The 18,217-nt window shown below is 62.8% G+C and carries 20 protein-coding genes; 11 read left to right on the top strand and 9 right to left on the bottom strand.

Going from position 1 to position 18,217, the window contains the following annotated elements:
- Nucleotides 1-4: 4 nt before the first annotated feature.
- From apbC to AB2B41_RS06250, 3 genes are read left to right on the top strand one after another with little or no spacing between them, the layout of a single operon-like run.
- Nucleotides 5-1,069, top strand: a complete 1,065-nt coding sequence (gene apbC, locus AB2B41_RS06260) for an iron-sulfur cluster carrier protein ApbC (RefSeq protein WP_367876905.1) — start codon at nucleotides 5-7, stop codon at nucleotides 1,067-1,069.
- Nucleotides 1,066-1,764 (top strand): biotin/lipoate--protein ligase family protein, encoded by a 699-nt coding sequence (locus AB2B41_RS06255; RefSeq protein WP_367876904.1) that lies wholly within the window; start codon nucleotides 1,066-1,068, stop codon nucleotides 1,762-1,764. Before apbC ends, AB2B41_RS06255 begins: the two co-directional genes overlap by 4 nt.
- Before the next feature lies 1 nt (nucleotide 1,765).
- Nucleotides 1,766-2,245 carry a DUF6505 family protein gene (locus AB2B41_RS06250; RefSeq protein WP_367876903.1) on the top strand — a complete coding sequence of 160 codons (480 nt, stop codon included), beginning with the start codon at nucleotides 1,766-1,768 and terminating at the stop codon, nucleotides 2,243-2,245.
- On the opposite strand, the gene AB2B41_RS06245 is transcribed toward AB2B41_RS06250, so the two are convergent.
- The 3 genes from AB2B41_RS06245 to AB2B41_RS06235 are packed head-to-tail and all read right to left on the bottom strand — an operon-like array spanning nucleotide 2,242 to nucleotide 4,456.
- Nucleotides 2,242-3,045, bottom strand: coding sequence for an ABC transporter substrate-binding protein (locus tag AB2B41_RS06245; protein ID WP_367876902.1), 804 nt, complete (start codon nucleotides 3,043-3,045; stop codon nucleotides 2,242-2,244). The two genes, AB2B41_RS06250 and AB2B41_RS06245, sit on opposite strands and share 4 nt — an antisense overlap.
- Nucleotides 3,042-3,755 carry an ATP-binding cassette domain-containing protein gene (locus AB2B41_RS06240; RefSeq protein WP_367877202.1) on the bottom strand — a complete coding sequence of 238 codons (714 nt, stop codon included), beginning with the start codon at nucleotides 3,753-3,755 and terminating at the stop codon, nucleotides 3,042-3,044. The genes AB2B41_RS06245 and AB2B41_RS06240 overlap by 4 nt, the downstream gene beginning before the upstream one ends.
- Nucleotides 3,752-4,456: an ABC transporter permease gene (locus tag AB2B41_RS06235; protein WP_367876901.1), complete on the bottom strand. Its 705-nt coding sequence runs from the start codon at nucleotides 4,454-4,456 to the stop codon at nucleotides 3,752-3,754. The genes AB2B41_RS06240 and AB2B41_RS06235 overlap by 4 nt, the downstream gene beginning before the upstream one ends.
- A gap of 208 nt (nucleotides 4,457-4,664) precedes the next feature.
- Between AB2B41_RS06235 and AB2B41_RS06230 the strand changes: the two genes are divergently transcribed.
- The 4 genes from AB2B41_RS06230 (at nucleotide 4,665) to AB2B41_RS06215 (ending at nucleotide 9,617) form a co-directional block, all read left to right on the top strand.
- Complete coding sequence (locus tag AB2B41_RS06230; protein WP_367876900.1) at nucleotides 4,665-5,216, top strand: DUF2478 domain-containing protein; 552 nt, start codon at nucleotides 4,665-4,667, stop codon at nucleotides 5,214-5,216.
- Between the two features lie 104 nt (nucleotides 5,217-5,320).
- A complete protein-coding gene (locus tag AB2B41_RS06225; protein WP_367876899.1) occupies nucleotides 5,321-6,121 on the top strand; it encodes a hypothetical protein in 801 nt (266 codons plus the stop codon).
- Between the two features lie 290 nt (nucleotides 6,122-6,411).
- Nucleotides 6,412-7,782: an aspartate aminotransferase family protein gene (locus AB2B41_RS06220; protein WP_367876898.1), complete on the top strand. Its 1,371-nt coding sequence runs from the start codon at nucleotides 6,412-6,414 to the stop codon at nucleotides 7,780-7,782.
- Between the two features lie 119 nt (nucleotides 7,783-7,901).
- On the top strand, nucleotides 7,902-9,617 hold the full coding sequence (locus tag AB2B41_RS06215) for a caspase family protein (protein WP_367876897.1): 1,716 nt from the start codon (nucleotides 7,902-7,904) through the stop codon (nucleotides 9,615-9,617).
- A 183-nt stretch (nucleotides 9,618-9,800) separates the two neighbouring features.
- On the opposite strand, the gene maiA is transcribed toward AB2B41_RS06215, so the two are convergent.
- The 3 genes from maiA to AB2B41_RS06200 all read right to left on the bottom strand — a co-directional run bounded on the left by maiA (nucleotide 9,801) and on the right by AB2B41_RS06200 (nucleotide 11,514).
- Nucleotides 9,801-10,430 carry a maleylacetoacetate isomerase gene (gene maiA / locus AB2B41_RS06210; RefSeq protein WP_367876896.1) on the bottom strand — a complete coding sequence of 210 codons (630 nt, stop codon included), beginning with the start codon at nucleotides 10,428-10,430 and terminating at the stop codon, nucleotides 9,801-9,803.
- 54 nt (nucleotides 10,431-10,484) lie between these two features.
- Nucleotides 10,485-11,201, bottom strand: a complete 717-nt coding sequence (locus AB2B41_RS06205) for a hypothetical protein (RefSeq protein ID WP_367876895.1) — start codon at nucleotides 11,199-11,201, stop codon at nucleotides 10,485-10,487.
- 136 nt (nucleotides 11,202-11,337) lie between these two features.
- Nucleotides 11,338-11,514 (bottom strand): hypothetical protein, encoded by a 177-nt coding sequence (locus tag AB2B41_RS06200; RefSeq protein ID WP_367876894.1) that lies wholly within the window; start codon nucleotides 11,512-11,514, stop codon nucleotides 11,338-11,340.
- Nucleotides 11,515-11,733: 219 nt separating this feature from the next.
- Between AB2B41_RS06200 and AB2B41_RS06195 the strand changes: the two genes are divergently transcribed.
- The 3 genes from AB2B41_RS06195 to AB2B41_RS06185 are packed head-to-tail and all read left to right on the top strand — an operon-like array spanning nucleotide 11,734 to nucleotide 15,247.
- On the top strand, nucleotides 11,734-12,639 hold the full coding sequence (locus AB2B41_RS06195; protein WP_367876893.1) for an IclR family transcriptional regulator: 906 nt from the start codon (nucleotides 11,734-11,736) through the stop codon (nucleotides 12,637-12,639).
- Nucleotides 12,632-13,996: an aminotransferase class III-fold pyridoxal phosphate-dependent enzyme gene (locus tag AB2B41_RS06190; protein ID WP_367876892.1), complete on the top strand. Its 1,365-nt coding sequence runs from the start codon at nucleotides 12,632-12,634 to the stop codon at nucleotides 13,994-13,996. Before AB2B41_RS06195 ends, AB2B41_RS06190 begins: the two co-directional genes overlap by 8 nt.
- Nucleotides 13,997-14,014: 18 nt before the next feature.
- Nucleotides 14,015-15,247, top strand: coding sequence for a Tm-1-like ATP-binding domain-containing protein (locus tag AB2B41_RS06185; RefSeq protein WP_367876891.1), 1,233 nt, complete (start codon nucleotides 14,015-14,017; stop codon nucleotides 15,245-15,247).
- A 40-nt stretch (nucleotides 15,248-15,287) separates the two neighbouring features.
- Here AB2B41_RS06185 and tdh read toward each other — a convergent pair whose 3' ends face one another.
- Nucleotides 15,288-16,331 carry an L-threonine 3-dehydrogenase gene (gene tdh, locus AB2B41_RS06180; RefSeq protein ID WP_367876890.1) on the bottom strand — a complete coding sequence of 348 codons (1,044 nt, stop codon included), beginning with the start codon at nucleotides 16,329-16,331 and terminating at the stop codon, nucleotides 15,288-15,290.
- Entirely contained in the window at nucleotides 16,328-17,512 is a 1,185-nt protein-coding gene (locus AB2B41_RS06175) for a glycine C-acetyltransferase (protein WP_367876889.1), read from the bottom strand. Before AB2B41_RS06175 ends, tdh begins: the two co-directional genes overlap by 4 nt.
- Before the next feature lie 191 nt (nucleotides 17,513-17,703).
- Between AB2B41_RS06175 and AB2B41_RS06170 the strand changes: the two genes are divergently transcribed.
- The gene (locus AB2B41_RS06170; protein ID WP_367876888.1) at nucleotides 17,704-18,099 is read left to right on the top strand and encodes a 2,5-dihydroxypyridine 5,6-dioxygenase NicX family protein; all 396 of its coding nucleotides are present in this window, start codon (nucleotides 17,704-17,706) and stop codon (nucleotides 18,097-18,099) included.
- Here the strand turns inward: AB2B41_RS06170 and AB2B41_RS06165 are convergent.
- On the bottom strand, nucleotides 18,096-18,206 hold the full coding sequence (locus AB2B41_RS06165) for an integrase core domain-containing protein (protein ID WP_367877201.1): 111 nt from the start codon (nucleotides 18,204-18,206) through the stop codon (nucleotides 18,096-18,098). The two genes, AB2B41_RS06170 and AB2B41_RS06165, sit on opposite strands and share 4 nt — an antisense overlap.
- Nucleotides 18,207-18,217: the final 11 nt, after the last annotated feature.

Here is an 18,217-nt window from a genome sequence, read left to right as displayed (position 1 = left end):
CAACGTGTCTGTCACCCGGGAAACCGTTCAGAACATTCTGAAATCCATCACCGACCCGGCTTCGGGGGCGGACCTCATGTCGTCGGGTGTGGTGCGCGCGCTCAATGTGGATGGCGGCAACATCCGCTTCGTGCTGGAAATTGATGCCGCGAAATCTGCGGCCTATGATACCGTCAAGGCCGAGGCCGAGAAGCAACTTGGCGCGCTCGACGAGGTCGGCACGATCTCAATCGTGATGACCGCCCACCAGGCCAAGCAACCACCGGACCTCAAGGCCCCCGGCCCGCGCACCCAGGCGGGGCCGGAACCTGTGCCGGGTATCAAGCGGATCATCGCCATCGCCTCGGGCAAGGGCGGTGTCGGCAAATCCACCGTCTCGGCCAATCTTGCCTGCGCGCTTGCCGCGCAGGGCTGCAAGGTGGGTCTCTTGGATGCCGATGTCTACGGTCCCTCGCAGCCCCGGATGCTTGGTGTCTCGGGCCGCCCTTCCAGCCCCGATGGCAAGACCATCCTTCCGATGCGCAACCACGGTGTGACGATGATGTCCATCGGGCTGATGACGAACGAGGATCAGGCGGTCGTCTGGCGCGGTCCGATGCTGATGGGTGCCCTGCAGCAGATGTTGACGCAGGTCCAGTGGGGCGCGCTCGACGTGCTGCTGGTCGACCTGCCCCCCGGCACCGGTGACGTGCAGATGACGCTGGCCCAGAAGACCATCGTGGACGGGGCGGTGATCGTCTCGACCCCCCAGGACGTCGCCCTTCTCGATGCCCGCAAGGGGGTGGACATGTTCAATCAGCTCAAGGTGCCGATCCTTGGGATGATCGAGAACATGTCGACGCATATCTGCTCCAACTGCGGTCACGAGGAACATATCTTCGGCCACGGCGGTGTGGCGGCCGAGGCCGCAAAGCTGGGCGTGCCGCTGCTGGCCGAGATCCCGCTCAGCCTCGATATCCGGCTGGCCGCCGACGGCGGCGCGCCCATCGTGGTGACGGCACCGGATAGCGCCCAGGCGGCAGCCTTCCACGAAGTCGCCTCAAAACTGCGCGAGAAGCTCGGCGTATGACAGAGCCCACATTCCCGCCGCTGATGTCGGGACTGGCCGTCACCGGATCTGCCGATCCTTTCGAGACCGCCTGCAACAGGGCCATTGTCGGTTGCGATGCAGGACTTGTCGTCTACAACACCGCCGCCGACCGGCTGAGTGCAGCCCTCGTCCTGACGCCAGACGTGCCGCTGGCCAAGGCCGTCGCGATGCTCCCGCTTTGTGCGATCGGCCTGCAGAACGCCCTTGGTGCGCTCGCCCCGCCGGAGGTTGCCGTACACCTCGAGTGGGAAGGCGGCATCCGGCTCAACGGGGGCCGCTGTGGCAGCTTTCGCATGGCGGCAAGCGACAACACGCCGGAAGTGGAGCCGCGCTGGCTGGTCGTCGGGTTTTTCCTGCCTCTTCTGATATTGGGCGAAGGCGGTGACCGCCCGGACGAGACCGCGCTCTTCGAGGAAGGTTGCGCTGATGTCGACCCGGTACGTCTGCTTGAAAGCTGGGCGCGTCACACGCTAAACTGGATTGCCCGCTGGGAAGAGGGAGGCAACAAGCCACTTCACGCCGAATGGCGAGGGCTGGCCCACGGGATCGGAGAGGTGATCGAGGTGCAGGGACATTCCGGCGTCTTCCTTGGCATCGACGAGGATTTCGGCATGCTCTTGCGGGATGAAACTTCCACCCGCTCCCTGCCCCTGACCCTGCTGTTGGAGACATGACATGAACCTTGCCCGGGCAATCCACTTTGACGAAAGCGACACGCGCGTCTTTCACGTTTCGGCGCGCACGGGCGAATGGTGCATCTCGGGCGGCTTTGAGTTCTCCAACTGGACCGAGGGCGATTTGACCGGCAAGGCACGCCAGGCCTTCGCGAATGGGTGGTTCGGGCTCGAGACATCGGGCCGGGTGACATTTGTCGCGGTGACCAAGATCGAAGAGGCCGAATTCGACGGGCTCGTCGACACGCTGGCCCGGCATTTTGTCGACTACTACGGCGCGCCCGACATCGAGGCCGCCCGACCGGTTGCCCGCGAAGAACTGGATCACATGGTCAGCATCTGCGACGACCATGACCCCAATACCCTGCTCACCGTCTCGCGCGAGTTGACGCCTGCCGGGGTCAGGGAAGTGTTCCGCTCAATCCAGCCGCAGGACGCGGGCATCGAGCAATTCGCCATTCATGGATCGCTCGACAGCTAGCGAGCGGCATTGAAGGTAAACAGCGTCTCGCCGCCGATGGTGTAGCCGTTGATCAGAGCCTCGGCTTTTTCCGAAACCAGCCAGTCTTCCAGCGCCTTCGCCGCGGTACTTTTCACGTGCGGATGGCGCTCCGGGTTCACCGGTAGAAAGGCATATTGGTTGAACAGGACGGGATCGCCTGCAAAAAGCAGCGCCAGACCTGCCTTATTGCCGAAATTCAGCCAGCTCGCCCGGTCTGCCAGGATGTAGCCATCGACACCCGCCGCCACGTTGAGCGCCGCCCCCATGCCTGCGCCAACCGCCCGGTACCAGGGGCCGAACGCCTGCGGATCCGCCTCGATCTTTGTCCAAAGCGACAGCTCTTTCTTGTGGGTGCCGCTGTCGTCGCCCCGGCTGACGAAGACGCTTTCGCTTTCCAGGATCGCGCGGAGCGCCTCCGAAACCGTCGCAACATCCGCGATCCCGGCGGGGTCAGCAGCGGGGCCAATCAGGACGAAATCGTTGTACATGATCTCGCGTCTGTGGGTGCCGAAACCTTCCGCCATAAAGGCGTCCTCTGCCGCCCGCGAATGCACAAGGATCGCATCGACATCCCCCGCCTGTCCAAGCCGGATGGCCTGTCCCGTTCCAACCACGATAAGTTGCACCTCGATCCCTGTGTCGCCTTCGAACGCGGGCAGCAGGACATCTGATAGCCCCGAGTTCTGGAACGATGTGGTCACAGCCATGCGCATCGTATCGGCGCCCGCCATGCCGGTCCACAGGATCACTGCGACAAAAGCTGCGATCAGCCGCGTCATTCGACGATATCTCCTCTCAGAAAAGCCCTGGCCTCGGCCGTCTCGGGGGCCGAGAAAAACTGTTTGGCTTCGCGGTGCTCCCGGATGCGTCCTTTGACCATGAAGATCACTTCGTCCGCAAGCCTCTGTGCCTGGCCCAGGTCATGTGTCGACATGATGATCCGGGTCCCGGCGCTGCGCGCATCGCGCAGCACCGCTTCGATGTCTTTCGTCGCCGCGCCGTCGAGTGAGGAGCAAGGCTCATCGAGAAAGAGGACCGCCGGTGAAACAATTAAGGCGCGGGCCAGCGCGAGCTTCTGTTTCTCGCCACCGGAAATTCGGGGGGCCTGTACGCCGGCTACCTCGCCAAGGCCGACCCGCGTGGCCCAATCCCGCGCATGCGCCAGCGCCTCGGCCCGCGGCACGCCCCGGATCGTCAGCGGGTAGGCGATGTTCTGCAGGACCGTGCGCCGCAAAAGCACCGGGGTCTGGAAAACGAAGGCCTGTTCGCGGCGCGCGGTTTCTTCGTCGCAGGCCCAGTGCAGGCTGCCCCTCCGCACCCTTTCGAGACCGTGCAGCATGCGCAGCAGCGTGGTCTTGCCCGCGCCGTTCGGACCGATCACGATGGTCAGCCCGTTGCTCTCAAGCGTCAGATCGACCGGTCCCAGCAGGCGTTTGCCACGGCGCTGGACCTCGACCTCTTTCACCTTCACCGGAAACAGGGATTTCACCACCGGTCCGCCCTTTCCGTGCGCGCAATCGAATGCACGCCGAAGCTCACAACCACCGACAGCAAGATCAGAACAAACCCGAGCCCCAGCGCGAGGCCGAACTCGCCCTTGCCCGTCTCCAGCGCGATGGCCGTGGTCAGAACCCGCGTCGAATGCTCGATGTTGCCGCCCACGATCATGATCGCGCCCACTTCCCCGATGGCCCGGCCAAATCCTGCGAGCGACGCGGTCAAAAGCGACCGCCTGCCATCCCAAAGAAGCGTCAGAACCTTCTGCCGGGGCGTCGTGTTCATCGATATCAGCAGATCGTGGTAATCGCTCCAGAGGTCACGGATGGTCTGATGCGCGATGGAGGAGATCAGGGGCACCATGATGATGACCTGAGCGATGATCATCGCGGTGGGCGTGTAGAGCAGCCCCAGCACGCCCAGCGGCCCGGAGCGCGACAGGATCACGTAGATGAACAATCCGACAACAACTGGCGGAAGTCCCATCAGCGCGTTCAGCACCGAAATCGTCGCGCGGCGATAGCGAAAGCGTCGGATGGCCAGCAGGGTTCCAAGGGGCCAGGAAATCAGCGAAGCGATGACAAGCGCGGTCAGCGTGACCTGAAGCGAACGCAGGGTGATCTCCATCAGCTCAGCGTCGAAGCTGACCAACATCCACAGGGCCTCTGCAAACCCTTCCCCCAAAGTGCCCATCGGCTGCCGACCAGTCGCTTGATCCCAATTCCGGGGCGCAAGATTGTTCATTTCGACCGGAGGGTCCAGATGCAAAACCAAAATGACCGCTGATCCAGCCGGGCCCCAGCCTTGCCGCCAGACAGGCAAGCGCATACCCTCATTGCAGCGGTGCGGTCCGAACCGACTGGCCGCACGCAAAGCAACAAAGCAAAAGACGGCACAGGACATGAAGATCGGCTACACATATGCCTCCGGGCGCGGTGACACGGATCTGCTGCTCTATCGCTTTGCTATGTCGCTCTGCGCGGATGGTTATCGTCCCGTCGGGACTGTTCAGATGAACGAGATGTGCAAGCAGACCGGTCGATGCGACATGGACGTCAAGGTGCTGCCCGATGGTCCTGTCATCCGCATTTCGCAGGCACTCGGCCCCGGGTCCACGGGGTGCCGGCTGTTGCCCAGCGCGCTGGAGGAGTCCGTCGGCGAGGTGGCGGCGCGGCTGACACGGGAAGCGGACCTCCTGATCATCAACAAGTTCGGAAAGCAGGAAGCGGACGGCCATGGCTTTCGTCCGTTGATCGGGGCCGCGCTTGAATTGGGTGTTCCGGTGATTGTCGGCCTGAGCCATTTGAACCAGCAGGCGTTCTTCGACTTCGCCGAGGATTTCGCGGAAGAGCTTGCGCCGGACGAAGCCGCTCTGCGTAGCTGGTTCGAACGTGAATTGGCGGCGATACGGGGCGAAAGCCAACCTCCCGCCGCGACACTGGACGCGTCGTGACCAGAGAAGGGAAGAGCCCGGCTTTGTGTTCCTCAAGTGGATCGACGCGCCAATCCTTGTCTGCGCCTGCCTCTCGGCCCCACGCAAAACGCACAGCCTGATCCATGACACCCGGCTCCAAAGAACATGGCGCGCCCCTGAAGATCGCGGGCGCGCGCCTTGAGGTCCCGGCCAAGCTTTCGGAAACGGATCGGGCAGCGCTTGCGCAGAGCCTTTATGCGGTGCATGAGCGGATTTTCTCCGGTGTGACGCACACCCAGTTTTGCGATCATGTCATCGACCCGCCCGCACGATCGACAGTAATCCAGCTGTTCCTGTCGGAACGCGGTGAAACCGTGGGGTATTGCGCGGTGCACCTCTTCAAGAGAACGGTGCAAGGACGGGAGGCGCTTGTGCTCAGGGCCGAGGCGGGACTGCTGCCCGAATACCGTGGCCGTGGTGCAACTTACGGATTCGGAATACGCTGCGCCATGGCGGAGAAATTCCGCCATCCCTTCACCCCGATCTACTACCTCGGGACATTGGTGCACACGTCGAGCTACCACCTCTTCTGCAAATACTTCCCTGTCGTCTTTCCACCGGCCAGCGGAAGCGCTGCCCCCGCATCCAGCGAACTGGCGCAGGAGCTTGCCGACAGCTTTCCCGACCCCGCTGTCACCCCCGACGATCCGCTCATACGCGATGTCGGCTGGGTGACCATCGAGAGCAGGCAGGAAGAGCGGCTGAACCGGGGGCAGGACCGGGCCGATGTGGCCTTCTTCAAGGCACGCAATCCCGGTTATACCCGGGGACACGGACTGGTCGTGGTGGTCCCGCTCACCTTCCGCAACGTGATTGCCGCCCTCTTTCGGAGACTGAAGGAATTGGCGTGGCTCGCGATCCGCAGGAAGAAGGCCGATCTGTAGCCCGTCTCTCCACCCCGGTCGGCTTCTGACGCCTCAATCCATGCATCCGCGTGGCATCGCCTCTCCATGACTGAGCAAATCCTGCAGTCACGACCAACTCTCCATCTGGCGCAGCGCCCGGCAAACCGCTATCGTTCCACCAGCCCGGCAATAAAGGCATTGCGCGCTGCTGCCAGGGCCGAGCGGAGCTGACCGTTCGACCGAAATGAACCATCATTTCCGTCAATGCGCGATTTCGGCTCCCAGTCAAAGATAACCGGCGGCGCGCCGCCCGTGACATGAGGTGAGCCATGCTCAAGAACGACCAACTCGACGCCTGGGACCGCGAGAATTTCTTCCATCCCTCCACCCATCTAGCCGAATTCGCCCGCGGCAACATGCCGAACCGGATCATGACCGGCGGCTCTGGCTGCCATGTCGAGGACCGCGACGGCAATCGCCTGCTCGACGCCTTTGCTGGGCTTTACTGCGTAAACGTGGGCTACGGGCGGACCGAAATCGCCGAGGCCATCGCCGAACAGGCGCACAAGCTCGCCTACTACCACGCCTACATGGGTCACGGGACGGAAGCCTCGATCACGCTGGCCAAGATGGTGCTGGACCGCGCGCCCGAACACATGTCGAAGGTCTACTTCGGTCTGGGCGGTTCCGACGCGAATGAGACCAACGTCAAGATCGTCTGGTATTACAACAACGTTCTGGGTCGTCCGGAGAAGAAGAAGATCATCGCACGCTGGCGCGGCTATCACGGCTCGGGCCTGATCAGCGGCTCGCTGACCGGCCTCGATCTCTTTCACAAGAAATTCGATCTGCCGCTGGCGCAGGTCATTCATACCGAGGCACCCTACTATTTCCGCCGCGCCGATCTGGCCCAGACCGAAGAACAGTTCACTGCTCACTGCGTGGCCGAGCTGGAAGCGCTGATCGAACGAGAAGGCGCGGATACCATCGCCGCCTTCATCGGCGAGCCTGCCATCGCGACGGGCGGGATCGTCCCGCCCCCCGCAGGCTATTGGCAGGCCATTCAGGAGGTGCTTAGCCGTCACGACATCCTGCTGATCGCCGACGAGGTGGTAACCGGGTTCGGGCGCCTAGGCACCATGTTCGGCTCGGAGCATTACGGGATCCGTCCCGATATCATGACCATTGCCAAGGGCCTGACATCGGCCTATGCGCCGCTGTCGGGTTCCATCGTCAGTGACAAGGTCTGGCAGGTGCTGGAGAAAGGGACGGACGAATTTGGCCCCTTCGGACACGGCTGGACCTATTCCGCCCATCCCATCGGTGCGGCCGCGGGCGTCGCGAACCTGAAGCTGATTGACGAGCTGAACCTCGTTGAGAACGCGCGGGAGGTCGGTGCGTATTTCCGTCAGGCGATGCAACACGCGGTGGGCGATCATCCGCACGTCGGCGAGGTGCGGGGTGAAGGTATGCTCTGCGCGGTGGAGTTCGTCGCGGACCGCGAAACCCGGCAGTTCTTCGATCTTTCCGAGAAAACCGTGCCGCGCATCAACGAGGCGCTGATGAAACGCGGCGTGATCTCCCGCGCGATGCCGCAGAGCGATATTCTGGGCTTTGCCCCGCCGCTGTGCCTGTCCCGCGCCGAGGCGGAAGAAGTTGCCGAGAAGACGGCGCAGGCGGTGAAATCGGTCTTGGGCTGACGCCGATCGAACGTGCATAAGGTAGTTTTTCGCCGGGGCTGAATACCGGCCCCGGTGTCTTTTCTTGTCCAGAGCGTCATTCCGCTCCAGAATGGAGGCGCAGAAGACGGGCTTTGGACATGGTCAAATTCGCCTCATATTTCCTGATCGCCGCGATGGTTTTCATTTGCATCGCCTCTGCGGCCGACGCGCGCAGGGTGGCGCTGGTGATCGGCAATTCCGACTACACCCACGCGACCACGCTGCCCAATCCGGCCAATGACGCGCGCGATCTGGCCACCGCTTTCACCCGTCTCGGCTACCAGGTCGAACTGGTCGAGGACGCGACCCGCGCCGATCTTCTGGATGCGCTGCGCGGCTTCCGCGCCCGCAGCATCGGTGCTGAACATGCGATCATCTACTACGCCGGCCACGGTGTCGAAATCGACCGCCAGAACTTTGTCATTCCCGTCGATGCCGAACTGAAGGCGGATATCGACGTGGAATACGAGGCCGTTCCGCTCGATCTGCTGGTGGCCGCCACTTCGGGCGCGCGCGATCTGCAACTGGTCGTGCTCGATGCCTGCCGTGACAACCCGTTTCTGGCGCAGATGACCCGCACGCTCTCGACCCGCTCCATCGGACGGGGCCTTGCGATCTATGAGCCCGACGGCAATTCGCTGGTCGCCTATTCGGCGCGCGAGGGGACGGTGGCGCTGGATGGCACGGGCCAGAACAGCCCCTATGCCATGGCGTTCCTCTCGGCGCTGGAGCGGCCCGGGCTGGAGATCGGCCAGTTCTTCCGGCAGGTGCGCGACGCGGTCATTCGCCAGACAAACGGCCAGCAGGAGCCGTTTCTCTACGGCTCGCTCAGCGCCGAGCCGGTATTCTTCAAGCCCGATGCTGCGTCCGTCACCCCTGCCCCACAGGCTGCCGCACCAGCGCAGCGGGGCACGGACGCCTCGGCCGACACGCTGCTCGCCATCGACCTTGCCTTCTGGCAGAGCATAAAGGACAGCGATCAGCCTTCCGATTTCGAAGACTATCTGAGCCGTTTCCCGAACGGTCAGTTTCTACCACTTGCCCAACGGCGACTGGCCGCACTGAAGGCACCGCAAGAGCCCGCCCGCTCCGCCGTAAGGGAGCCCGAGGCCTCACCGCCCGCCTCTGCCGTTCCCGCCGCTACACCGAAACCGGACCCCCTGCCCGAGCCGCTTCGCCTGTCGCGCAGCGAGGCGCGCGACCTTCAGGCGCGGCTCAACATCCTGGGTTACAGCGCCGGTGTCGAGGACGGCATCGTCGGACGGCGCACGATGCGCGCGGTGGCTGAATACAAATCCACACGTGCCATGCCATTGGAGGACCAGATCGACGCTGCCCTGATGGCGTGGATCGCGGCGGAGGTTCCGAGCACCCGGCTGGCAGCCTACCGCGATGCCAAGCGGCCCGCCACTCCCAGTACGCCCGCACCGGCAGCGGCCCCGAAACCCAAAGCCCAAACGGCCGCCAAACCAGCCCCCGCGCCCCGCGTCGAGACCAAGCCCGCCGCCTCTTCAGGCAACCTTGCGGGGTTCGTCGGGCGCTCCTATTGCCGCTCGAAGGGCGGTCAGGTTCTGAACGGCCGCAACCTCTCCGACCGGCCTATCTGGTGCATTACGGTGTTGTCGCTCAGCGATGCGCAAATCCGCTACCGCGTGTCCCAGCGACAAAGCGCCGGCCAGCCGCTCAACCAGTCCGTCTTCACGCGCAACCGGACGGGCACGCGCACCTACGGTCCAGTCCGTCTGGCAGCGTCAGGCTCCGGCTCGCTGACCGCGAACGGCTCGCCCTTCGTGGCATCTCAGATTTACAGGTAACGGGCCGGTCCGGGCATCTGTGCAAAGATGAGCAGAGGGTGCAGGTCACGCAAAGGCGATCCGCTCGTCGTACCCGGCACGGGTTCCGTTCGGCAAGCGGCATATGCTGCAACGGTCCAAGGCATTTGGGCGCGGGGGCGTTGGCACCTTTCTTCCCGGATCGTTTCATCATCGAATAGTCATTCAGTTCGCATCCGGCTGTTTCTCGGGCCGCGCCACGTCGAAAGCCTGAAGCGCAAGGCAGCGCGCCTCGATTGCGGTCAGGCGTCCGAACGGTGCCAGATCGCACCCCCAGCGCCGCGCGTTGTAAAGCTGCGGAACGAGGCAGATATCGGCAAGCCCCGGGGCATCGCCGAAGGCAAACGCTGTCTCATCATCGATCAGGGCCTGAAAGGCCGTGAAGCCCTCTGTCATCCAGTGGTTCATCCACGCTGTCGCCGCTGCCTGATCGAAGCCCGCCGATTTCAGACGCGCGACCACCCGAAGATTGTTCACCGGGTGCACGTCCGTGGCAATCGTCAGCGCCGCTGCACGTACGTGGGCGCGAGCGATCGGGTCCCGGGGGAGAATAGCCGGGTCGGGATGTGTCTCTTCCAGCCATTCTAGGATGGCCATGGACTGCGTGAGCACGGTGCCGTCCTCAAGCACCAAAGTCGGAACACCCTGCCCCGGGTTCAGCTGCGCGTAATCGGATGCGGTTTGCTCTCCTGTAACGAGATTGACGGAGACGGCCTCGAAGGTGAGGCCCTTGAGAGCCAGCGCAATCCGCACGCGGTAGGACGTCGTCGAGCGCCAATAGGTATAAAGCTTCATGTCAGTCCGGTTCCCCATCAATAGCCTTTGCCAATGCGCTCCCCTTGGGCAACGTCATCTCCTGCCGAGGGGAAGCCTGCCCCCTCGTACCACACTAAGAACAGCGCCGGGGGATGGATTGCACGGAGAGATATCTGCACTGGTCGATGAACGGGATAGGCTGGGACCAGAACGGGTTGTGACACCGCCCTGCGGGATTGGTGGGGTGTACTTGCCATTCATTGGTCGGCTTCCCCCGGACAAACACAGGATGCCGCTCAACAAAACCATGCCAAGTTCTTTGGCATGCAGCCAACCGGCATGTGTCGGCGCGCGTTTGCTCTTGTAGCCGTCGTAGGTGGTCAGCGCATTGACCGCCGTGCCCGGCGTGTTGATCAGGATCGCCGGGACCGCTCCACCGGGGCTCATCACCTGGAGAAACCTCTTGAACAGAAGCACCGTTGCCAAGGTCACTGACACGGCGAGCGCGAGCGCCCCGATCGACCGGTAGCCCACGCGGAGGGCCAACAGGAGTGAGGAGAGAACCGTCCCCGGCAGATAGCCCACGATCGGAGCGATTTTGCCGACGGTCGGGACGTCCAGGATCAGAGAAATGCGCTTACCGGTCACCGAGGCGAGGATCTTGACCTTACCGAGGCAGTGCAGGATGAGTTGCAAGGTCGGGTTGATGACGTCAGCGTCGCAAGAGGCGAGCATATTGCAGTCAAGCGCATCGAACGCCGCAACGGAGCCCCAGCTGAAGCTCTTTTCACCCGCCAGCGCCATCGTCACGCGCGTTGGATCAGCGGCGTACCGAAGTGGCCAGGTACCAGCTTGTTGTCCTGCGGGTGTGCGGCCATCCCGTCGATATCGTCAAAGGGCGCGTTGCCACTGGTGGCAATGACGAAGAGATAGGTGAGGAAGAACCCTACGATTCAAGGGGGAACGGCGACAATTCCGGAACGCCGAGGTTCGGCCCGGCAATCAGCACGCATGAGACGAAGGACCCGATCATTGTTCCGTCCGACGGCGCCTGCGCCACCTCGATGGCCCCCGGGAAGGGTCCGCCGACGCCACCGGGCTTGTTGATGACCGCTGTCGGCATGCCCTATTCGGCCCGGAAATCTTCGGCGATCACACGGCTCGGCACATCTTCGAGATCACTCGGAGGCCAAGGCACGACAAATCAAACCGGCTTTTCGGAATACTCCGCCCTTGCGGCCCTCCCATGACGTCAAGGGCCGAAGCGACAAGGACGGTTTGAAGCAAATCTCTCATGAGTGCCCCCTGCAATTGGTTCATTATTTGAGCTATTGGTTTATATATGCATTGCACCGCCAGTCGTAATTCGACAACATTCTCCTGTGGGCCAACTGGCCTCGGTTCCGAAGTGAAATGGGGTTCAGTAATGTCGCAAAGCTCGGCAACTGTGGATAAGGCTCTGGGGTTGCTAGACTTTTTCAACGCGCGCCGTCCATCCATCGGATTGAGCGAGCTGGCCCGGATGAGCGGCCACAACAAGGCGACAGCCTTGCGGTTCCTCACCGCGCTCGAATCCCGCGGCTTCGTCGAACAGGACCCAGAGAGCAAAGTCTATCACATCGGGCCCGCGTTCCTGCGCTTTGCGCAACTGCGAGAGACATCGTTCCCCTGGGCCCTCGCGGTCGAAGCAACATTGCGCCAGTTGGTCGATGAAACCGAGGAAACCTCGCATGCCGCGATCCTCGCCGGTCATGCGCTCGCCACCATTGGACAGGTCGAGAGCCCCCGGTCGAACCGTGTGATCCTCGAAGCGGGTGAAGCGCTGCCGCTGCACGCGACAGCGTCGGGGCTTGTCTTTCTCGCCCATGCCGATGCGCGTTTCGTCGATGATTTCCTTCAAGCGAACCTCGTCCGCTACACCGATCAAACGCCCACCGATGCGGCCGAAATCCGCGAGAAATTCGGCGCCATCCGCGAAGTGGGCTACAGCCGCTCCTCCGGGACCTACGAGGACGACGTTGTGGGCTTCGCCGCGCCTTACTTCGGCCCGGATGGAACCATCGTCGGCACCATCGCCGTGGCCCTCCCGAAGGTTCGGGCGGCCGAAGAGCGTGAGGCCGCCATTATCGCTTCACTCCTTCGCGCGGCGCACAAACTGACCACGGCCCGCGGCGGCCAGCCAGAGCGCGCCACTGGCGACGCGGGCAAATACAGAACTCATCCGAAAGAGGAACCGACCGATGCGTGATCATAACTTCCTGATCGAGAACAACACCAAGCACATGTGGCAACCGATGGCGCATCCGGCGGAGGCTATGGCGAACCCGCCCAAGATCATCACCGGGGCGGAAGGTGTGCGCATCACCGACGTTCACGGGGCAACCGTGATCGACGCCGTTGGCGGGCTGTGGAACGCAAACCTGGGCTATTCCTGCCAGCCCATAAAAGACGCGATCGCGGAACAGCTTCAGGTGCTGCCCTATTACTCCACCTTCCGCGGCTCCGTGCCCGGACCGGCCATCGAATTGGCCGCTGAGCTGCGCGAATGGTTCGCGCCCGACGGGCTGACGCGCGCTTTTTTCACCTCCGGCGGGTCCGACAGCATCGACACCGCTCTGAAATTCGCCCGCCAGTACCACAAGATACGCGGCGAGCATGGCCGCGCGAAATTCATCTCCTTCAAGAAGGGGTATCACGGCACCCACTGGGGCGGCGCCTCGATCAACGGCAACCAGAACTTCAGGCACAATTACGAACCGCTCCTGCCGGGGTGCATACACATCCCGGCCCCCTACCCCTATCGCAATCCTTTTGGCGAAACAGACCCCGAGCGGCTGGCCGAGCTGATCGCCGCCATCCTTGAGGACGAGATCGCCTTCAACGGTGCCGATACGATTGCCGCTTTCATCATGGAGCCGATCCTTGGTGCCGGGGGGGTCATCCCACCGCATCCATCGCTGATGGGAAAGATCCGCGAGATCTGCACACGGAACGGCATTCTGCTGATCGCTGACGAGATCATCACCGCCTTCGGACGCACCGGCGCCTGGACCGGATCGCGGCTCTGGGGGGTTCAGCCGGACCTTCTCTGCTTCGCCAAGGCAATCACGAATTCCTATTTCCCGTTTGGCGGCGTGATGATTTCCGAACGCCTCGTCGACACCTTCGAAAAGTCCGACAGCAAGGCCGCCAATATCGGCACGGGCTATACCTACTCCGGGCACCCCGTCGGCGCGGCGGCGGCCCTTGCGACGCTAGCCGAAACCAAGCGGCTGAACGTGGTCGAAAACGCGGCGGCGCGCGGCACCCAGCTTTTCGAGGGAGCGCAGGCGTTGATGGCCAAGCATGACCTGATCGGCGACGTGCGCGGCGGCCATGGGCTGATGATCGGGATCGAGTCGGTTGCCGACCGCGCGACCAAGGCACCGGCAGCCGCTGACAAGATGGCGGTTGTGGCAGAAACGGTCTACGAGGCCGGTGTGATGATACGCGTCTCCGGCCCGAACATCATTCTCTCGCCGCCCCTCGTGATATCGGCGGAAGACTGCGACACGATCCTTGCCGCGCTCGATTCGGGTTTCGCCGCGGCATCCGCCACGGCCTGAGACGCGGAGAACCTGACCATGGACAAGACCATACTCCTTCTCGGCACCGGGGATACGAAGTCGGACGAAATGCAATGCCTCGCGGATTGCATCACCGGACAGGGCGGATCGGTTCTGGTGATGGACGTCGGCGTCATGGGGGACCCGAGTTGTCACGTCGATATTTCGCGCCACGATGTTGCCGCCGCCGCGGGCACGGACAATGCCGGGATCATCGCGCTCGGGGACGAGAACAAGGCGATGGCCAAGACCTCAGAGGGCGCAAGCAAGCTGGCAAGCGAACTTGCCGCGGAAGGCAAGGTGCACGGCGTGCTGATGCTTGGCGGCACGATGGGAACCGATCTCGCCCTCGACGTTTGCGCGGCCCTGCCCCTGGGTTTTCCCAAGGTCATCCTCACGACGGTCGCCTTCTCGCCACTGCTCCCGCCGGACCGCATCAGCCCCGACGTGACGATGGTGCTCTGGGCCGGAGGGCTTTACGGGCTCAACACGGTGTGCCGGATGTCGCTCGCGCAGGCCGCCGGGGCCGTGCTCGGTGCGGCTCGCGCAGCGGTCGACGCAACGGTCGACCGTCCGATGATCGGGATGACGTCGCTGGGCAGCTCCTCGCTCAGGTACATGAAACACCTCAAGCCCGCACTTGAAGCGCGGGGGTTCGAACTCGCCGTTTTTCATACGACCGGCATGGGCGGTCAGGCCTTTGAGACCCTGGCAAAACGCGACGCCTTCGCCTGTGTGATGGATTTCTCGCTCGTGGAATTGTCGAACGAGTTGCACGGCTCGGTGGTGAATGCGGGCAAGGATCGCATGACTGCAGCCGGTGTCGCCGGTATTCCCCAGATGATCGCCCCGGGTGGCGTCAGCCTGATTGACATGCGGGCCTGGGACGCGCCGCCACCCGGTCTCGGCGACCGCGAAATCCATGCCCACAATCGCCTCATCGCCTGTGCCCTGATGAACTTAGAGGAAAAACGCGCGGCAGCGACGGCAATCGCCGCCAAGGCGAACGCCGCGAAAGGGCCCACGCGGGTTCTGATGCCCCTGCAAGGCATCGACGAATGGGACCGTCCCGGCGGACCTTTCCACGATCCCGAGGGGCTGGCGGCTTTTGCCGCAACGCTCGAGGCAGATATGCAGGCGGACCTTTTCGAGGCCATCGACGCCCATATCAACGACGCAGCCTTCGCCGATCGGGTTCTGGCCATCCTTGACAGCTGGATCGCCGACGGGACGGTTGCGAAAGCAAACTGAGCGGGCCGGAGACGCCTCTGACAGCTAGAACTGGCCCACGTCAGAGACCGGTCCAATCCAGCACGACCTTGCCCGATTTCCCAGAGAGCATCGCCTGGAATCCTTCCTCGAAGTCCGCCACCTTGAATCGGTGGGTGATGACCTTGCGCACGTCGAGCCCGTTCTCCAGCATCGCGATCATCTTGTACCAGGTCTCGAAAATTTCGCGGCCGTAGACCCCCTTGATCGTGATCGCCTTGAAGACAATCCGGGACCAGTCGACCGGGCTCTTACCCGGTGGAATACCAAGAAGCGCTATCCGCCCGCCCATCACGAGGCGTTCGACCATCTGGTCGAGGGCCTGCTGGTTGCCCGACATCTCAAGCCCCACGTCGAAACCCTGTTTCATCTTCAGGCTGCTTACGACATCTCTTAGGTCTTCCTCCGCAACGTTCACGGGGCGACAGTCCGCAACCTCTCCGGCAAGGGCGAGCCGATGCGGGTTCACATCTGTGATCACCACGTGACGCGCGCCCACGTGCCGCGCGACGGCGGCGGCCATGATCCCGATGGGCCCCGCCCCGGTAATCAGCACGTCCTCCCCGATCAGATCGAAGCTGAGCGCGGTGTGGACGGCATTGCCCAACGGATCGAGGATCGCGCCGATCTCATCGTCAATCGCGTCTGACAGGGGAACGACGTTGAAGGCCGGGAGACGCAGGTACTGCGCAAAGGCCCCCTGTTCGTTCACTCCGATCCCCCGTGTGCCGGGATCGAGGTGGAATTTGCCCGCGCGGCTCTGGCGGCTTTCATGCCCGATAAGATGCCCCTCGCCCGAACAGCGCTGACCGATGCTCAGCCCCGTCACGTCACGGCCGATCTCGACGATCTCACCCGCGAACTCGTGACCCGTGATCAGCGGAATGGGCACGGTATGCGCGGCCCAGTTGTCCCATTTCCAGATGTGAATATCCGTGCCGCAGATACCGGTCTTGTTGATCCGGATCAGCACGTCGTCGGGACCGATTTCCGGAACGGGGGCCTCGACCCTCCACAGACCTTCCTCGGGCTTAGATTTCTCTAGCGCGGTCATCATGTTGGTCATTGCAGCACTCCCGTATCGCGTCCGGCGGTTTCAAAGGCGGCGAGCGCGGCATCAAGATCCTGCCGGGTTAGCGCCGCGTTCATCTGGGTCCGGATACGGGCCTGGCCCTTCGGCACTACCGGATAGACGAAACCCTTCACGTAGACGCCAAGTTCAAGCAGTCTCCTCGCCATGTCCTGCGCCTTTCGGGCGTCGTGGGTCATAACCGGGATGATCGGGTGTTCCCCCGGCAAGAGATCGAAGCCGAGCTTCTCGAGCCCCGCGCGCCAGTAGGCGGCATTGTCGAAGAGTGCTTGGCGCAGGTCATCGCCCGTCTCTGCCATGTCGATGGCCACGATGGAGGCCGCGGCGATGGCAGGTGGAATGGAATTGGAGAAAAGATAGGGGCGCGCCCTCTGCCTCAGCAGGTCGACCACTGGCTGGGGCCCGGCGATATAGCCACCGATCGCGCCGCCCAGCGCCTTGCCCAGCGTCCCCGTCATGATGTTCGCGCGCACCCCGGCATGTGCCGGTGTTCCTGCCCCCTTCGGCCCCATGAAACCGGTCGCGTGGCAATCATCCACCATCAAGAGCGCATCGTATTTGTCCGCAAGGGCCCGGATCTCAGGCAGCTTCGCCAGATATCCGTCCATGGAGAACACGCCGTCGGTGGCGATCATCACGTCGCGCGCACCGCCGTCCCGTGCCTCTTTCAACCGGTCTTCCAATTCACCCATATCGGAATTGGCGAACCGATACCGCCGCGCCTTGCACAGCCGGATTCCATCGATGATCGAAGCATGGTTGAGCGCATCAGATACCACCGCATCCTCGGGACCGAGCAGCGGTTCGAACAAGGCGCCATTGGCATCAAAACAGGCCGCAAACAGGATCGAGTCCTCTTGTCCCAGATAAGACGCGATACGCGCCTCCAGTTGCCGGTGCAGATCCTGCGTACCACAGATGAAGCGCACCGAGGCCATGCCGTATCCGTGGCTCTCCATCGCCTCCTGCGCGGCCTTGATCAGGGCCGGGTGATTGGCGAGACCAAGGTAGTTGTTGGCGCATAGGTTCAGCAGCTCCGTCTTTCCCACCCGGATGTGCGCGGCTTGCGGGGAAAGGATCGTCTCTTCCGCCTTCCAAAGGCCCGATGCCTCGATTTCCGAGAGTTCGGCACGAACCTTGTCGAGAAATTCCGTCATGGCACACCTTTGATCTGTATTGGGGTGAGACTTTTGCATCGAAGCCTAGTCCAGCTCCCGACATTTTGGGAGCCCATTCGTCTGGGAAGGAAGAGAGGTTGGCATCAGTAAATGGCTCCCTGGATTGATCAGCGACTTGACACGGAATTTTTTGCGAAAATACTAAACTGAGCAGTAAAGGGTTTTCAAAAATGCTCCGAGAGCGGATTGAGCCGAAATGGGTTGCCAGTTTCCGCCGCGCCCTGGCACTGAATGGCATTGCAAGCGGCACCCGCGCCCTCATCGTGGCCGAGACGCAAAGCAGGCCGGTCTTGCAGGAACTCGCCTCCCTTGCCCTCTTCGAGCTTGAGGCGGAACACGCGACGATCCTGCTGCCGACCCCGCCCCAGACAGCGCCCGTGCCCGTGAAATCGACCGGAGCCTCCAATGCCATCGCCGGAATGCGCCCCGTCATCGAGGCACTCAAAGAGGCGGAAGTGATCGTCGATGTGACGGTTGATGGGCTGTTGCATGCGGAAGAATGGCCGGAAATCGAGGCGGCGGGCGCGCGGCTTTTCGTGATCTGCAACGAACACCCGGATGTCTAGCCCCCACGGACTGGGCCACTTCTTTGTAGAGTCTCGGGCATTGGCGGTCGCATGTTGAGCGCCTGGTGCGGGCGTGTGTGGTTGTATTGTCTGAGCCAGCCATTGATGACGACTTGTG

This window comes from Sulfitobacter sediminis, assembly GCF_040811725.1.
GTDB lineage: Bacteria > Pseudomonadota > Alphaproteobacteria > Rhodobacterales > Rhodobacteraceae > Sulfitobacter > Sulfitobacter sediminis.
This window is presented reverse-complemented; position numbering and strand designations above follow the sequence as displayed.

Bases quoted from the DNA above. Each gene is read 5' to 3' on its own strand.
- AB2B41_RS06195 (WP_367876893.1), top strand. From the start codon at position 11,734: ATGCATTGCACCGCCAGTCGTAATTCGACAACATTCTCCTGTGGGCCA.
- AB2B41_RS06170 (WP_367876888.1), top strand. From the start codon at position 17,704: ATGCTCCGAGAGCGGATTGAGCCGAAATGGGTTGCCAGTTTCCGCCGC.
- AB2B41_RS06255 (WP_367876904.1), top strand. From the start codon at position 1,066: ATGACAGAGCCCACATTCCCGCCGCTGATGTCGGGACTGGCCGTCACC.
- AB2B41_RS06225 (WP_367876899.1), top strand. From the start codon at position 5,321: ATGACACCCGGCTCCAAAGAACATGGCGCGCCCCTGAAGATCGCGGGC.
- AB2B41_RS06200 (WP_367876894.1), bottom strand. From the start codon at position 11,514: ATGCCGACAGCGGTCATCAACAAGCCCGGTGGCGTCGGCGGACCCTTC.
- AB2B41_RS06235 (WP_367876901.1), bottom strand. From the start codon at position 4,456: ATGGGCACTTTGGGGGAAGGGTTTGCAGAGGCCCTGTGGATGTTGGTC.
- AB2B41_RS06175 (WP_367876889.1), bottom strand. From the start codon at position 17,512: ATGACGGAATTTCTCGACAAGGTTCGTGCCGAACTCTCGGAAATCGAG.
- AB2B41_RS06230 (WP_367876900.1), top strand. From the start codon at position 4,665: ATGAAGATCGGCTACACATATGCCTCCGGGCGCGGTGACACGGATCTG.
- AB2B41_RS06190 (WP_367876892.1), top strand. From the start codon at position 12,632: ATGCGTGATCATAACTTCCTGATCGAGAACAACACCAAGCACATGTGG.
- AB2B41_RS06245 (WP_367876902.1), bottom strand. From the start codon at position 3,045: ATGACGCGGCTGATCGCAGCTTTTGTCGCAGTGATCCTGTGGACCGGC.
- AB2B41_RS06185 (WP_367876891.1), top strand. From the start codon at position 14,015: ATGGACAAGACCATACTCCTTCTCGGCACCGGGGATACGAAGTCGGAC.
- AB2B41_RS06215 (WP_367876897.1), top strand. From the start codon at position 7,902: ATGGTCAAATTCGCCTCATATTTCCTGATCGCCGCGATGGTTTTCATT.
- AB2B41_RS06220 (WP_367876898.1), top strand. From the start codon at position 6,412: ATGCTCAAGAACGACCAACTCGACGCCTGGGACCGCGAGAATTTCTTC.
- maiA (WP_367876896.1), bottom strand. From the start codon at position 10,430: ATGAAGCTTTATACCTATTGGCGCTCGACGACGTCCTACCGCGTGCGG.
- AB2B41_RS06250 (WP_367876903.1), top strand. From the start codon at position 1,766: ATGAACCTTGCCCGGGCAATCCACTTTGACGAAAGCGACACGCGCGTC.
- tdh (WP_367876890.1), bottom strand. From the start codon at position 16,331: ATGACCAACATGATGACCGCGCTAGAGAAATCTAAGCCCGAGGAAGGT.